Origin of the sequence: Halorussus ruber, assembly GCF_004765785.1 — an archaeon.
In the GTDB taxonomy this organism is placed as follows: domain Archaea; phylum Halobacteriota; class Halobacteria; order Halobacteriales; family Haladaptataceae; genus Halorussus; species Halorussus ruber.
Genome location: NZ_SBIT01000001.1, coordinates 417,325 through 432,331 on the forward strand (window position 1 = coordinate 417,325; position 15,007 = coordinate 432,331).

Annotated in this window: 12 protein-coding genes; 2 read left to right on the top strand and 10 right to left on the bottom strand. The window is 65.4% G+C overall.

Annotated elements, in window-relative coordinates:
- Positions 1 to 370: 370 nt before the first annotated feature.
- The 10 genes from EPL01_RS06655 to EPL01_RS06700 all read right to left on the bottom strand — a co-directional run bounded on the left by EPL01_RS06655 (position 371) and on the right by EPL01_RS06700 (position 12,581).
- A complete protein-coding gene (locus EPL01_RS06655) occupies positions 371 to 700 on the bottom strand; it encodes a DUF8022 family protein (RefSeq protein WP_135824465.1) in 330 nt (109 codons plus the stop codon).
- A complete protein-coding gene (locus EPL01_RS06660) occupies positions 681 to 2,225 on the bottom strand; it encodes an acyl-CoA carboxylase subunit beta (protein ID WP_135824466.1) in 1,545 nt (514 codons plus the stop codon). Before EPL01_RS06660 ends, EPL01_RS06655 begins: the two co-directional genes overlap by 20 nt.
- A 96-nt stretch (positions 2,226 to 2,321) precedes the next feature.
- Positions 2,322 to 3,686, bottom strand: coding sequence for a sodium-dependent transporter (locus tag EPL01_RS06665; protein ID WP_135824467.1), 1,365 nt, complete (start codon positions 3,684 to 3,686; stop codon positions 2,322 to 2,324).
- A gap of 204 nt (positions 3,687 to 3,890) precedes the next feature.
- Positions 3,891 to 5,225: a sodium-dependent transporter gene (locus EPL01_RS06670; protein ID WP_135824468.1), complete on the bottom strand. Its 1,335-nt coding sequence runs from the start codon at positions 5,223 to 5,225 to the stop codon at positions 3,891 to 3,893.
- Positions 5,226 to 5,367: 142 nt separating this feature from the next.
- Entirely contained in the window at positions 5,368 to 6,111 is a 744-nt protein-coding gene (locus EPL01_RS06675; RefSeq protein WP_135824469.1) for an SDR family NAD(P)-dependent oxidoreductase, read from the bottom strand.
- Between the two features lie 260 nt (positions 6,112 to 6,371).
- Complete coding sequence (locus EPL01_RS06680; RefSeq protein WP_135824470.1) at positions 6,372 to 7,328, bottom strand: NADPH:quinone reductase; 957 nt, start codon at positions 7,326 to 7,328, stop codon at positions 6,372 to 6,374.
- Positions 7,329 to 7,751: 423 nt separating this feature from the next.
- A complete protein-coding gene (locus EPL01_RS06685; RefSeq protein WP_135824471.1) occupies positions 7,752 to 8,543 on the bottom strand; it encodes a sugar phosphate isomerase/epimerase family protein in 792 nt (263 codons plus the stop codon).
- Positions 8,540 to 10,204, bottom strand: coding sequence for an HAD-IIA family hydrolase (locus EPL01_RS06690; protein WP_135824472.1), 1,665 nt, complete (start codon positions 10,202 to 10,204; stop codon positions 8,540 to 8,542). The genes EPL01_RS06685 and EPL01_RS06690 overlap by 4 nt, the downstream gene beginning before the upstream one ends.
- Before the next feature lie 98 nt (positions 10,205 to 10,302).
- Complete coding sequence (locus EPL01_RS06695; RefSeq protein ID WP_135824473.1) at positions 10,303 to 11,181, bottom strand: glycerophosphodiester phosphodiesterase; 879 nt, start codon at positions 11,179 to 11,181, stop codon at positions 10,303 to 10,305.
- Between the two features lie 140 nt (positions 11,182 to 11,321).
- A complete protein-coding gene (locus EPL01_RS06700) occupies positions 11,322 to 12,581 on the bottom strand; it encodes a CDP-glycerol glycerophosphotransferase family protein (protein ID WP_135824474.1) in 1,260 nt (419 codons plus the stop codon).
- Between the two features lie 175 nt (positions 12,582 to 12,756).
- Here EPL01_RS06700 and EPL01_RS06705 point away from each other — a divergent pair, with 175 nt between their 5' ends.
- Together EPL01_RS06705 and EPL01_RS06710 are read left to right on the top strand one after the other, a co-directional pair.
- The gene (locus tag EPL01_RS06705) at positions 12,757 to 13,950 is read left to right on the top strand and encodes a redox-regulated ATPase YchF (protein WP_135824475.1); all 1,194 of its coding nucleotides are present in this window, start codon (positions 12,757 to 12,759) and stop codon (positions 13,948 to 13,950) included.
- Positions 13,951 to 14,440: 490 nt separating this feature from the next.
- A complete protein-coding gene (locus EPL01_RS06710) occupies positions 14,441 to 14,641 on the top strand; it encodes a hypothetical protein (RefSeq protein WP_135824476.1) in 201 nt (66 codons plus the stop codon).
- The last annotated feature ends 366 nt before the right edge of the window (positions 14,642 to 15,007 follow it).

Sequence of the window (15,007 nt, forward strand, 5' to 3'; positions counted from 1 at the left end):
TGTAACTTCGAAAGCCCTTGCGCTCGGAACCGCAGGAGTAACCGGGACAGCAACGTCCTCGAAAGCCCTCGCACTCGGAACCGCAAGAGTAGATGGGACTGCAACGTCCTCGAAAGCCCTCGCACTCGGAACCGCAAGAGTAGATGGGACTGCAACGTCCTCGAAAGCCCTCGCGCGGTTCGCGGTCGCTCAGCGACATATCCTCGACTCACCTTCGCTTCGCTCGGTTCGTCTCGGATAGGGGTCGGCTGAGACGACCACGTACACGCGAACCGCGCTCGCCCTTTCAGTCCGCCAAGGGGGTGGTTGCTCTACTGGCCGAAACCAGCCAGTAGGTACGCTACTCGAAAAATACTCTCCTGTCGCGTCCTCAGAACCGGTCGGTACGGCCCGAGGAGGCCCACGCATCAGTCGGCGCACTCTTCGGCACGCGGCCGGCGCGGCCCTGAAGGCCGCGCAGGCGGCCCGCGAACGACCAGCGTTTGCCCTGCCACGTCTCCTCGTCGTCGTCCGCCGCCGCGGCGGCCGCGGCCTCCTGCGCTCGGAGGTGGGCACCGATGGCGGCGGCGATGGCGGCGGCCTCCTCGTCGGTGGCGTCGTCCGGGATGGTCACGTCCACGCCAGCGAGCGGTCCGTCGGATGCTGAGGTGGCGGGGGCGTCCTCCTCGGACTCGGCCTCCTCAGAGCGGGATGTTGCCATGTTTCTTGTCCGGGAGTTCGTCGCGCTTGCTCTGGAGCATTTCGAGGTCGTCCACGAGTCGCGGGCGAGTGTCCTGCGGTTCGATAACGTCGTCCACGAACCCGCGGTCTGCGGCGGTGTAGGGGTTGGCGAACTCCTCGCGGTACTCGTCGATGAGTTCCTGGCGGCGGGCGTCGGTGTCCTCGGCCTCGTCCAACTCGTCGCTGTAGAGGACGTTGACCGCGCCCTTCGGCCCCATCACCGCGATTTCCGCGGTCGGCCACGCGTAGTTCACGTCCGCGCCGATGTGTTTCGAGGCCATCACGTCGTAGGCTCCGCCGTAGGCCTTCCGGGTGATGACCGTCATCAGCGGCACGGTGGCCTCCGAGTAGGCGTAGAGCAACTTCGCGCCGTGGCGGATGATACCCCCGTGTTCCTGGTCCGTGCCGGGCATGAAGCCGGGCACGTCCACGAACGTCAGGATGGGGATGTTGAACGAGTCGCAGAACCGGACGAATCTGGCCCCCTTCTCCGAGGACTCGATGTCGAGCGTCCCGGCGTTGACGCGGGGCTGGTTGGCGACGACGCCGATGGAACGGCCGTCGAGGCGCGCGAAGCCGATGACGATGTTCTTGGCGTAGCCCTCCTGTACCTCGAAGAACGAGTCCTCGTCCACCACGCCGTCGATGACCCGCGTCATGTCGTAGGGCTTCTTGGGCTGGTCGGGGACGATGGATTTGAGTTCGTCGTCGCGGCGCTCGGGGTCGTCCCACGGTTCGACTCTCGGCGGGTCCTCGACGTTGTTCTGCGGGACGTACGACAGCAGGCGGCGGATGTCGTCTAGAGCCTCCTCTTCGCTCTTCTCGGAGAAGTGCGAGACGCCGGAGGTCGATTCGTGGGTCTTCGCGCCCCCGAGTTCCTCGAAGGTGACCTCCTCGCCCGTGACCGTCTCGATGACGTCCGGGCCGGTGATGAACATGTGGCTGGTGTCCTCGACCATGAAGATGAAGTCCGTGATGGCGGGCGAGTAGACCGCACCGCCAGCGCACGGACCCATGATGGCCGAAATCTGGGGGATGACGCCCGATGCTTCCGTGTTCCGCCGGAAAATCTCGGCGTAGCCCGCCAGCGAGGCGACGCCCTCCTGAATCCGGGCACCCGCCGAGTCGTTCAGGCCGACAACGGGCGCGCCGACTTCCATCGCCTTGTCCATGACCTTGCAGACCTTCTCGGCGAACACCTCGCCGAGCGACCCGCCGAAGACGGTGAAGTCGTGGGCGAAGACGAAGACCTTGCGACCGTTGACCTCGCCGTAGCCCGTCACGACGCCGTCGCCTTTGATTTGCTTCTCCTCCATCCCGAAGTTGTGGCTCCGGTGGGTCCGGAGTTGGTCGAACTCCTGGAAGGTGCCGTCGTCGAGGAAGTAGTCGATGCGCTCGCGCGCGGTCATCTTACCCTTCTCGTGCTGGGACTCGATGCGGTCCTCACCGCCGCCTTTCAGGGCCTCCTCGCGCAGTTCGCGTAACTCGGCAATCTTGTCTTCCATCGTCATGCTCGTCGAACCCTCCGATGGCTACTCATTGAGCGATTTGATGGCCACGGAGCGGAAAAACGTTCCTAAAGAGGCGAAGAAAGCGAGGGCCTACCCCAGAACCGCCGTGACCAGACTGGTCAGCGAGAACCCGGCCAGCGAGAGGAGGTTGACCGCGAGCGTGCCGACCAGAAAGAGGGGCAGAATCGTCCGGACCGACCAGAGCCACGCCGGGCCGACCGACCGGACCCGCGACCCCGCGCCGGTCGAGTACTCCGCGAGGGCGTCCTTGCCCAGCACCCACCCGACGAACACGAGGAATCCGGCGAGCCCGGCGGTCAGCATTAGGTCCACGAGCGTCCCCGCCACGAAGCCGAACAGCGCGGGATTCAGCGCGTTCGCGCTTCCGGTCAGCAGGACGAGGCCGGCGAGCGAGAGGGTCGCGGTCCGGCGCGAGATGTCGTGTTCGTCCACGAGGTACGCAACCGGAATTTCGAGCATGCTAATCGACGAGGAGAGCGCCGCGAGGACGATGACGCCGAAGAAGACGACCGCGAGGAACCGTCCGAGCGGAACCTGCGAGAACGCGCCCGCCAGACTCACGAACAGCGCGCCGGGACCGCCGCCGGAGGCCGCGGGACCGGTCAACTCGCCGAAGGTGGCGAACAGCAGGGGGAAGACCACGAAGCCAGCGAGGACGCCGACGCCGGTGTTCAGCACCGCGATGAGGCTCCCGTCGGAGGCCAGATTGTGGTCGTCGCCGAGATAGGAGGCGTAGGTAATCATCGTGCCGACGCCGAGTGAGAGGGTGAACAGCGCCTGTCCGGCCGCCGCGCCCAGCACGTCGAAGAAGTTCGCCCGGAGGTAGGCGGCGTCGAAGTCGAGGTAGAACGAGAGACCCGCGCCCGCTCCAGGTCGGGTGACTGCCCAGCCAGCGAGCGCGACCAGCAGAATCACGATTGCGGGCATCATGATTTTGGTCGCCCTCTCGATGCCGTCTCGAATCCCGCCGACCACGACGAGGGCGGTCAGCGCGAGGAAGCCGACGTGGAAGCCGACCGCGCCGAGACCGTAGTCGATGGCCTTGAAGTACTCGCCCGGCGACCCGAAGTACCCGCCGGTGAAACTGGCGACGAAGTACCGGAGAATCCACCCGCCGACGACGCTGTAGAACGACAGTAGGACGATTGCGGTGACGACGCCGAAGAGGCCGACCGCGCCCCACGACTTCGACCCGGAGGAGAGCCGATAGAGCGCGCCCGCCGGGTTGCGCTGGGAGCGCCGCCCGATGACGAACTCCGCGAGCAGGCCGGGGACCCCGACCAGCAGGACGATTGCGAGATATACGACCAGAAACGCGCTCCCGCCGTTTTCGGCCGTCATCCAGGGGAAGCGCCAGACGTTACCGAGCCCGACCGCGCTCCCGACCGCGGCGAGGATGAAACCGAGGCGGGTGCGCCACGATTCACGTGTCATTGGCACACACTCGCTCACACGGCCATAAGAGTTTTTCGAGTTACAAATCGTAAATTCGGAAATACAATGCTCTTTCGGGCGTGATTCGGTAGTTCTTCGCAACACTTTCCGGAGAATTTTGGAGAGGGTTCTACGAAGCGTAGATTCTCCTCCGTATCTGCGGGATATCAGCTACGATTCGTAACCGAGGAGAGAGGGGACGGCTTAGAAGTAGGCTCCCGACGCGAGGCCGGACGAGAGCGCCTTGACGCCGAGGTAGAGCGTCACGATGACGGCGACGGGGACGACGAGTCGGACCCACCACAGCCACGCCGAGGTGAACGAATCGCCGACGGACGACCCTCGACCGAGTTCGTCGATGGCCTCCCGGTCGGCGACCCAGCCGACGAAGACGGCCAGCAGCAGCACCGAGATGGGGAGCAGGAGCTTGAACACCAGGTCGTTGTAGAACCCGAGCCACGACGTGCCGAACGTCGCGGGCACGCCGATGAGAGCGATGAGACCGCCCATCGCCACGGCGGTCGTCGAACGCTTGTAGCCGTGGTTCTCGCTGACGTACGAAACCGGGACCTCCAGCAGGCTGATGGAACTGGAGAGGGCCGCGAACAGCAGGATGGCGAAGAAGACGAAGCCGATGATGCCCCCCGCGGGCAGGCTACCGAACGCACCGGCGAGTGCGACGAACGCGGTTCCGGGACCGCCGCCTGCGCCCTCTGCACCGCCCGTGGCGAACAGAATCGGGAAGACCACGAAACCGGCCAGCAGCGCGATGAGGGTGTTGACGACCACGATGGCTCCGCCGTCGGCCGGGAGGCTGTCGTCGCGGCCGAGGTACGACGAGTAGGCGATCATGACGCTGAACCCGAGCGAGAGGGTGAAGAAGGCCTGACCCATCGCGGGCGGGACGATAGAGCCGAAGTTACTGGCGATGACGCCGAAGTCCGGCGAGAGGTAGTAGCTGTAACCCTCGGTCGCGCCGTCGAGCGTCGTCGCCCAACCGGCGAGCGCGACGAGGAGAACCAGCACGCCGGGAATCATGACCTTGGTCGCGCGCTCGATGCCGTCGGTGACGCCGGAGGCCACGATGCCGATGGTCAGCAGCATGAAGACGAGGTGGCCGCCGATAGCGGTCGGCCCCGAGGCGACGGACCCGAAGTAGGCTCCGGCGTCGGCGAAGTACGCGCCGGTCGCGCTACCGACGATGTAGCTCAGGACCCAGCCGCCGACGACGCTGTAGAACGACAGCGTGATGAGCGACGAAAACAGGCCGAGGCCGCCGGTGAACGACCAGTTATTGTATCCGATTTTGCCGAAGGAGGCGACGGGGTTCTGCTCGCCGCGCCGACCGATGACGAACTCGACCATCATGGTCGGGAAGCCGATGAGGAAGACGGCCGCCAAGTAGACCACGAGGAAGGCCGCGCCGCCGTTCGCTGCGGTCTGGAAGGGGAAAGACCAGATGTTCCCGAGTCCGACCGCGCTCCCGACCGCGGCGAAGATGAATCCTATCCGACTCGTCCATGTCTCGCGTTGTGCCATGTGTGAGGGTAGCTTTCAAACGCCTCTGTATAAACGACACGATTTCAGTTTCGTCGGGCGATTTTTGCCCGATTTGTTCGTGTCAACGAGTACGACGGAGGGGAGAATTTGACGAACGTCAAAAGGAAAGATATCTTATAATTCAGGCCTCGCCGTAAACCGGGACCGCCGCGCCGCTGGTGACCGAGGTGGCGTCCGAGCAGAGGACCAGAATCGTCTCGGCGATGTCGGCGGGGTCCACCCATTTGTCGTGGTCGGCGTCGGGCATCATCTCGCGGTTGGCGGGCGTGTCGATGACGCTCGGCATGACAGCGTTGGCCCGGACCTCGCCCGCGTTCTCCTCGGCGATGGTCTCGGTCAGCAGGCGGACGCCCGCCTTCGACGCCCGGTAGGGACCGTCGCCCTCGCCGCCTTCGAGCGACGAGCGGGCGCTGACGCTGACTATCGCGCCCTGTTCGCCCTCTCGGTCGCTCCCGTTACCGCCGCCATCGCGCAGATGGGGCAGGGCGTGCTTGCTGGCCAGAAACATCGTCTTGAGGTTCACGTCGAAGAGGAAGTCGAACGTCTCGGCGTCGGTCTCCTCGATTGGCGTGCCGCCGCGCCACGTGCCAGCGATGTTGGCGAGGTAGTCGAGGCCGCCGTGGTCGTCGGCGACTTCCGAGACGACGCGCTCGACGTCGGACTCGTCGGTGAAGTCGCCCTCGTAGAAGTGGATGCGCTCGCGGTCGGCATCGAGGGCGGTGTCCTCGTCGTCGGGCGCGACCACGTCCGCCGCGGCGACGGTCGCCCCCGCGTCGGCGAACGCTCGGCAGACCGCGCTTCCGAGCGCGCCGCTGGCTCCGGTCACGAGTGCCACGTCGTCGCTGAAGTCGAAGCTGACGCTCATACCCGGTGGGACGACGGCCGGAGTGATAACGTTCGGGCCGGAGTTCCGTCGCGGCGAACGCGGCGAGTTCGCGTGCGAACTCAGCCCGCGCCTTCTCAGTCCAGTCGGCGCGACTCGTGACCGCGAACAAGCCGACGAGGAGACCAGCGATGACCAGACCAGAGGGAAACAATATTAGCCATCTACTGATTGTTTAGGTGTCCTAAAGAAATAAATAGTTATATCTGGCCGCTCTCTCTCCGTGACGGTCCGCCATCTGGCTACGGTTCCACGACCAACTTGCCGAGGAAGCTGTTGTGCAGGACCGCCTTCTGGGCGTCGGCGGCGTGGTTCAGGTCGTAGCGGTTCGAGACGCGCGGCCGGAGGTCGCCCTCCTCCAGCATCCACGCCAGTTTCCGTAGGACCGCCGAGATATCGGGCGTGTTGAACATGCTCATCAGGTGGAGGGTCATCTCCTGCCCGCGGGCGACCGCGATGTCGCCGAACCCGGCCTTCGGTTGGGTGTTGCCGATGCCGACGACGCGGACGCCGGTCGTGCCGACCTCGGCGTCGAAGTCGAGGTACTGGTCGAGTCGGTGGTCCACGATTACGTCCGGGCGTCCGGCGTCCACGACCGCGTCGGCGAGGTCGTCGCGGCCGTAATCGACCGTCACGTCCGCGCCTAAGTCTTCGAGTTGGTCGTGATACTCCTTGGAGGCGGTCGTGACGACGCGGGCACCCGAGGAGGCCGCAATCTGAACCGCGGCGTGGCCGACGCCGCCGTTGCCGCCGTGGACGAGACAGGTTTCGGCGGGTTCGAGGCCCGCGTGGTCCACCAGCGCCCGCCACGCGGTCACGCCGACCAGCGCGGCCGCCGCACCCTCGGCGAAGTCCACGCGGTCGGGCAAGCGGGCCACGCGGTCGGTCGGCGCGACGGCGAACTCGGCGTAGGTCCCCTGCCGGTCGTTGCCGAGGCCGGTGCCGAACACGCGGTCGCCCTCGGTGAACTCTGTTACCTCCTCGCCGACCGCGTCCACCACGCCCGCGAAGTCCGACCCCGGAATCATCGGCAGGGCGGCGGGGTCGTAGCTCCCCTCGCGGAAGTAGGTGTCCACCGGGTTGACGCCCGCGGCCTCGACTTCGACCCGGATTTCCCCGGGGCCGGGGTCGGGCTGTTCTGTCTCCTCGACTGTCAGTACGTTCGGGCCGCCGTGTTCGTGGTATCGGACTGCTCGCATGGAAGTGGGTACGCGGTTGTGGCTGATAAAGTCGGACGGTGAAGTCAAATCTGACAGTCGGAAGGCTCGGCGGCGACTGATAACTCAGCAGAGAGCGTTTCTTGAAGCCGCTTCCCGGTCGCTCTGCATGGCTACAGCTACGACAGCAACTGAGGTGGTGAACGTTTTTTGAAGCCCCCGCCCGGTCGCGGTCGCTGAGCAGGATATTCGGGGCCTCTCCGCACAACCCGGCCCCGAATAGTTGCCTGCTCAGACGACCACGGGTCTCCGACCCGCGACCGGGCGGCCCCTTCATCCACCCACACTGTCGGCTGTCAGGCCGAGCGCATCCTCAGTGGTTCGGTCAGTCGAGCGTACCCTCGGCGGCTGATTCACCGAGCGCATCCGCGGCGGTTGGGTCGCCGGGCGCACCCACACCCGGACTCAGAGGTAGCCGTCGAGTTTCTCGGCGCTGAGTTCCAGATAGTCGAAGTCGAAGGTGTAGACCTCGACCGAAACCGTGCCCTCCCAGTCCTCGCGGAGGGGTGCCAGCGCGGTGTCGAAGTCGGTCGTCCCCGACCCCGTGGGGACGTGTTCGTCGGCGTCTTCACGGGCGTCGTTGACGTGGACGTGGGAGATGCGGTCGCCGTGGTCGTCCAGAAAGTCGGCGGTGTCCTCGGCGTCGAACCCATCGACGCGGGCGTGGCCGGTGTCGAAGGTCATCGACGCCTCGGTGTCGGCGAACACCCGGTCGAAGTGGTGAATGGTGAACGGAACGCCCGGCAGGTTCTCGACGCAGATTTCGACCCCGCGGTCGGCGGCGAACTGGTCGAGTTCCCGAATCGCCGAGAGCAGGTTCGGCGCGACCGATTCGAGGTCCCACTCCGGCGGTCGGGCGCTGGTCCCGGCGTGGAGGACCGCCTTCTCGGCTCCCATCTCGGCCGCCAGCTCGATGCAGGCACGCTGTTCGGAGAGCGACCCCTGCCGGACCGGCGCGCGGGGCGACCCGATTTCGATGTCCACGAACGGGAGGTGGACCAGCAGGTCGAGGTCCTCGTCGTCCACCAGCGACTCGACCGCCCCGGCGTCGAGTTGGGTGCGCTCGGTCGCGCCGTCCACGTAGAGTTCCACGAAGTCGAAGCCGATTCGCGCGCCCTCCCGAATCGCCTCGCGCCACGACACCGCCCCGGTGTGGGTCTGAGTGACGTACCCCCGGCGGACGCTCGCGTCGGTCACTCGTCGCCTCCGCGCTCGCCGACGATGGCCTCGTCCGGTTCGGCGGCATCGACCGAGTCCAGCGACTCGCTGGCGGGGCGGGCGACGAACTCGGTCAGTACCGACACGTCCGAGGCGACGAGGGTCGGGTCGATGGCGCTCTCCTCGACTTCGGCGCGAGTCGCGTCGCCCGACAGCACGCAGACCGACTCGCACCCGACGTTCTCGGCGAGTTGCACGTCGGTCTCGAGTCTGTCGCCGACGACTGCGACCTCCTCGGGGTCGTAGCCCTCGCGTTCGAGGACCGGCGCGAGCATCTCGGCGTTGGGCTTGCCGAAGACGCGGGCCGGGGACTGGTCGGTCGCGCGCTCTATCATCGCGCCGATTGACCCGCAGTCGGGGACGAACCCCTCGCCGGTCGGGCAGACCGCGTCCGGGTGGGCCAGCAGGAAGGTCGCGCCGTCCCGAATCGCCAGCGTCGCCTGCCGGGCCTTCTCGTAGGTGAGTTCGGTGTCGAAGCCGACGACCGCGGCGTCCGGGGTGCCGGTCTCGTCGCCGCCCTCGACCGCCTCCACGACCGGAATACCGCCGTCCGAGAGCGCATCGCGCATCGCCTCGGTGCCGAGGACGTACACCCCGTCGGAGTCCGCCTTGCCGGAGTCCGCCCCGCCGGAGTCCACCCCACCAGAGGCGGTGCGCTGGAGGTGCTGAATCACGCCGTCGGTCGAGAGGAGAACGTCCTCGGGGTCGGTCGGGACGCCGAGGTCGGTGAGTCGCTCGGCGTAGTCGTCCTTCCACTTCGAGGAGTTGTTCGTCAGGAAGTAGACGTCCACGCCGCGCTCGCGGAGCGTCCGAATCAACTCGCCAGCGCCGTCGAGCAGTTCGTCGTCCAAGTAAATCGTCCCGTCGAGGTCGAAGAAGACGGCCTCCTTCGAGTCGAGGGTAGACAGCGACGAGAATCGGCGGTCGGCGGTCCGGAGGTCCGCGAAGTTGTCGATTTCCACCCAGTCGCGCCCGGAGACGTCCACGGCCTCCACGTCGTGGTCGCGGTTCCGGACGAGGCGGTCGATGGCGGCCTCGGTCCAGTCGGTGTAGTCGCCCTCGCGCTCGATGGTCTCGGTCATCTCCTCGAACAGCATCGACGAGAAGTCGGCCGAGAACCGGTACACGTCGGTCGAAACTCCGCGGGCGACCTCCGGCGGGACGCCCTTGTCGATGTGAGTCACTCGGTCGCCCTCCTCGACGGTGACTTTCATCCCCTCGTCGGAGTAGGTCCCCACGTCGGTGGCGATGGCGCTGTCGGCCTCGGCGTCGAGCAGGTCGACCAGCAGTTCCCGGTCGAAGGCGACGTCGCCGTTGCTGAGGACGAACGGTTCCCCGGCGACCACCTCGCGGGCGAGGTACAGCGAGTACATGTTGTCGGTGTTGGCGAACACCTCGCTCTCGCGGACAGTCACGTCGAGTTCCGGTCTCGCCTCCCCCATCTCCTCGCAGAGCGCTCGCACGTCGTCGGCCAAGTAGCCCGCGATGACCGTCACGTCGGTCACCCCGGCGTCGGCGTAGGCGTGCAGTTGGCGCGCGAGAATCGGCGTCCCGTCGACTGTCACGCAGGCTTTCGGCTTCTGGAGCGTGAGCGGTCGGAGGCGGGACCCGATACCCGCCGCTAAAATAACCCCCTTCATGAATAACACTGCACCAGAAGGCAACGCCGTCGGTCATAACAGTATTGGCTATCCTTTCGCTACAGACAAATCATACTCGACATGTGGGAAAAGAGGTACTACTGGTCGCCGAACCGAAGCACGCCGGGATAGTCGGTGATGAGGCCGTCTACTCCGGCCTGCCGGAGCTGGTTGGCCTGATACCAGCTCTCGACGGTCCAGACGTTGACCGCCCGGCCCTCCTCGTGGGCCGCGGTCACGAGGTCGATGTTCTCGTAGGGCCCCAGCGTCCCGTAGTCGGCGTTGAAAAGCGCCGTGTCGGCTATCATGTTCCACGGCGGGTGGACCGCCTCGCAGTCGTACCGCCGGGCGATTTCCATTCCGTCGGCGATGGACTCGGCGAAGACGGCCGCGATGGGGACCGAGGAGTCAGACTCGCGGACCGCGGCCAGCGCGCCCTCGCAGAACGACGAAATCAACACGTCGTGGTCGTACGTCGAGAGGGTGTCGAGAACCTCGTCGGCGAACGCCTGCCAGAGGGCGCGTTGGTCGTCGCGGTCGCCCGGCGGGAGGTTCTCGCGGGGTCGCACCTCGTCCGACCCCGGATTCTTGAACTCGACGTTGACGCCGACCTCCTCGGGGAGGGCATCGAGAACGTCGGTCAGCGTCGGGACGCGTTCGCCGGTCCCGAGGACCTCGAACTCCGCGAGGGTGTCGTAGGAGACCTCCCAGACGTTCCGGTCGGCGAGTTCGTCGGGCGCGTCGGTGAGTCGGCCGAGATTCCAGTCGTGGAAGGTGACGATTTCGCCGTCGGCGGTCGGCATCACGTCGATTTCGACCATGGAAGGCGGGTCGTTGGCGGCCGGGGACGTTACCGCCTGTTCGACCGCGGCGACGGTGTTCTCGGGGTAGACGCCCGCGAATCCGCGGTGGGCGATGAGCGATACGTCGGTTCGATTCGCCGTCTCCTGCTCGGTCTGTCCGCTGGTTTGTGGCATGTTGGGTCGAGTGTCGCTCGTCTGCGGCGGGGACCGCAACTGCTCTCGTTCGGGGGTTTGGAGAAGGAGAACTTCAACCTTTCTTTCTGCATATAAATACCCCTGTAGAACAGAAGGAAATCAATAGAGAGACCGGTACGCTATTTATTCGGACGCTCTCTGTCGGTTTTCCCGTCTCGGTCGGCGAGGAGGTCACGGACGAGTTCGTAAATCGTGTGCCCTCGACTACATTTGCATCCTCCTCTCGCGCGGGGGTCGCCGTCGAGGAGTCGATTTCTCAGGTCACGCCTGCGTTCGGCGTCCGCCTCCGGGTCGGCGAGCGCCCGGTCGAGACCGTCAAGCAAGTCCTCGAAGTTTTCGGCGACCGGGCCGGGCGTCACCGAACCGTAGTCGAAGTAGAATCCGCGGCGCGCGCGGTACTCGTCGAGGTCGTAGGGGTAGAAGACGACCGGACGGTCGAGCAGGAGGTAGTCGAAGTAGACCGACGAGTAGTCGGTGACGAGCAAGTCGGCGTGCCGGAGGAAGGGGTAGACGTCGATTCCCTCGGGGAGTTGGCGGACGTTCGAGAGACCCTCGGGGAGGTCGAACGTCTCGTTCGGGTGGGTCTTGACGACGAGGATGGCGTCTCGCTCGGCGAAGAACGCGTCGAGGGCCTCGAAGTCGAGGTGGTTCTCGACCGACTCGTCGGTCCACTCGCGGAAGGTCGGCAGGTAGAAGACGAGCCTGTGGTCGGTCCCGAGGTCTCGGATTCGGGCGAGCGCCTCCGAGTCGGTCCGCTCCTCCTCGCCCGGAATCGGACCGAAGAGGGCGTCGTTGCGGGGGTAGCCCGCTCGGGCCATTCGCTCGCGGTCGATTCGGAGACCGGACGCGAAGACGTCGGCCAGTTCCCGACCGGGGGTGACGAAGAGGTCGAACTCCTCGGCCACGTCGGCGTGGACGGCCCGGACCGGTGCGGGCAGGTCGCGGAATCCGGCGTCCCACGAGATGTGCTTGAGGGGGACGCCGTGCCAGAGCAGGACCGCGAACGCACCCGCCGTCGCTGGCATGGCGAGGTCGCGGTGGCCCTGCGTCAGGAAGACGACGCCCGCCCGGAAGGTGAGGGTAAGGCCCCGAAGCGAGTAGCACGAGTAGGCCTCGTAGCCCGCCGACTGGAGTTCGGCGACGACCTCCGGGTTCTTCGAGAGCCAGACCGGTCTGATTTCGGGATGTTCGGCCGCGACGTGGAGGTAGAGGTACTTCGAGTTGTCTACGAACTCCTCGCCGCCGCGCGCCCCGAAGACCCACAGCGTTTCGTCGCGCTTCCAGAACGATTGGAGGGCCTCGATGCCGCGGTAGAGTCTCCACTGGGCGAGAAACGAGGCGTGGTCGGCGAGCGAGGAGAGGCCCGCTCTCAGGTCCATCGGTGCGACTCCGGCGTCGGCGACGGTCGGCGAGTCATCGTCGGAGCCACGACGCCCGGAACAAAAGTCCCTGCGGGCCGTCTGCTGTGGGTCGTTACCAATAATCGTGAGACTACGTACCGGTCGATTCCGCCATTAGCAGTCCTTATAACTGCTGAACCGCCAGTCGGATGCAATGAGTTACAAAATCGGTCTCGTGGGCAAGCCCTCGGTGGGCAAGTCCACGTTCTTCAACGCCGCGACGATGAACGACGTACCCGAAGGGGCCTACCCCTTCACGACCATCGACCCCGCCGTGGGCGAGGCCTACGTCCGGGTCGAGTGCGCCGCGCCGGAGTTCGACGAGGAGTGTACGCCCAACGTCGGGTTCTGCGAGGACGGCACCCGGTTCGTCCCGACCAAACTGGTGGACGTGGCGGGACTGATTCCCGGTGCCCACGAGGGGGCCGGACTGGGCAACCAGTTCCTGACGGACCTCAACGAGGCCGACGTGCTGGTCCACGTCGTGGACTTCTCGGGCAAGACCGACATCGAGGGCGAACCCACCGAAAATCACGACCCGCGCGAGGACATCGACTTTCTGGAGAACGAGTTGGACATGTGGTACCTCGAAGTGCTGGAGAAGGGCATCGAGCGCTACCAGAGCGGGTACGACGGCAACGACGACGACATCGAAATCGAGTTGGCCGAGCAGATGAGCGCCTTCCGGACCAACAAGGACGAAATCAAGCGCGAAATCCTCTCGCTCGGCATCGGGCTGGAACCCGAGGAGTGGGACGACGAGGACCGCGAGGAGTTGGCCCGCGAGATTCGCAAGACGACCAAGCCGATGGTCATCGCCGCGAACAAGATGGACACGCCCGAGGCACAGGCGAACTTCGAGGAAATCACGTCGGACCCCGAGTACGAGCATCTGACGGTGGTGCCCGCCAGCGCCCACGCCGAGAAGGCGCTCAAGCAGGCCGACGAGCAGGGCGCGGTCGAGTACCGACCGGGCGACAGCGACTTCGAAATCGTCGGCGACGTGTCGGGCGACCAGCGCGAGGGACTGGAGGCCATCGAGGAGTTCGTCAACGAGTTCGAGGGCACCGGCGTCCAGCGTGCGCTCGAAGAAGCCCTCTTCGAGGAGTTGGGCCTCGTGCCGGTCTTCCCCGGCGGCGCGAACGGTCTCGGCAACGAGAACGGCGAGGTCCTGCCCGACTGCTTCCTCCTGCCGGAGGGCGCGACCGCCGAGGACTTCGCCCACCACATCCACTCGGACCTCGGCGAGGGCTTCCTCCACGGCATCGACTGCCGGAGCAACCGGCAGGTCGGCGCTGACGCCGAACTCGACAGTCGGGACGTCATCGACATCGTCTCGACGAACTGAACGCGCCGGAGTAGAGCAGTAAGTAGTTGTCTTTGAGCATTGTCTTTCTTTTCTAAGAATATCTATTTCTTTCCTACCAGCCCGCGAGCGCCCGACCGCTGGCGGCCGGGCGCTGGGGTAGCAATCCACGGGCGAAGGCTCGGCCGACCAGCCGACAGCGAACGCTCGGTGAATCAACTGACGGGTGGGATGAAGGGGCCGCCCGGTCGCGGTCACGCGAGGGAACCGAGCGTGACCGCGACCGGGCGGGGGCTTCAAGAGGAGAACACGGCTACGAATCCCCTCGAACACGCAACAAAGTAACGCGACCGGGCAGGGACTTCAAGAAGCGTTCCTCCTCCTGATTCTGCGGTTCGCGCTCACAGTCATCCGAATTCGCTGTTCACGTACACACTCACGTCGAGGACAACCCCGAACCACCCCGTGCAAGTTATAGACAAATTGAACAAAGTTCGATATGTTTTTCGTCGGACCCCGAGAACGCCCGCGTATGGGTGGCGAAGCGCGGTGTCCCGACTGCGACGTGTCGCTCGAAGAGGCCGACCTGTTCACCGGACAGGGCGAGTTCAGGATTCGGACCGAGGCCGAGAGCGACGACGTGCTGGCCGCAGTCGGCGTGACGAAGGCGTTGGACGTGACTCCTCGGCGGTGTCCCGACTGCGGGTTGGTGCGGTTCTACGCCGAGGAGTGAATAGTCGTACTCGACTATTTTCCGACACGCTTTTCGGGGCACTCTGTGACGGTTCGAGCGCGGTGCTACAACACCGCAGGAGAATAAATGGTCGAAAATCTGTTGTACGGAGTAGTCGCGGTAGTACCGTGTGCAGTCGCACTCCTTGCGATGGTCTGCCTGCGATACGTGCCGAAGCGTTGGCGGCACGTTGACGTGGGTGTCAAAACACCCTTGTTCGGCGTCGAGATGTCGGCAAGGGACGACGACAGCGAAGGCCCGAAGTAGGGGCCTGAAACGTCTTTTTATTGCGTCAGTCGAGAAGGGAAGGCAATGAACCCAATCATTTGGCTAAGAAGTTACTCTTGAAACGTTGAAATCGGCAAT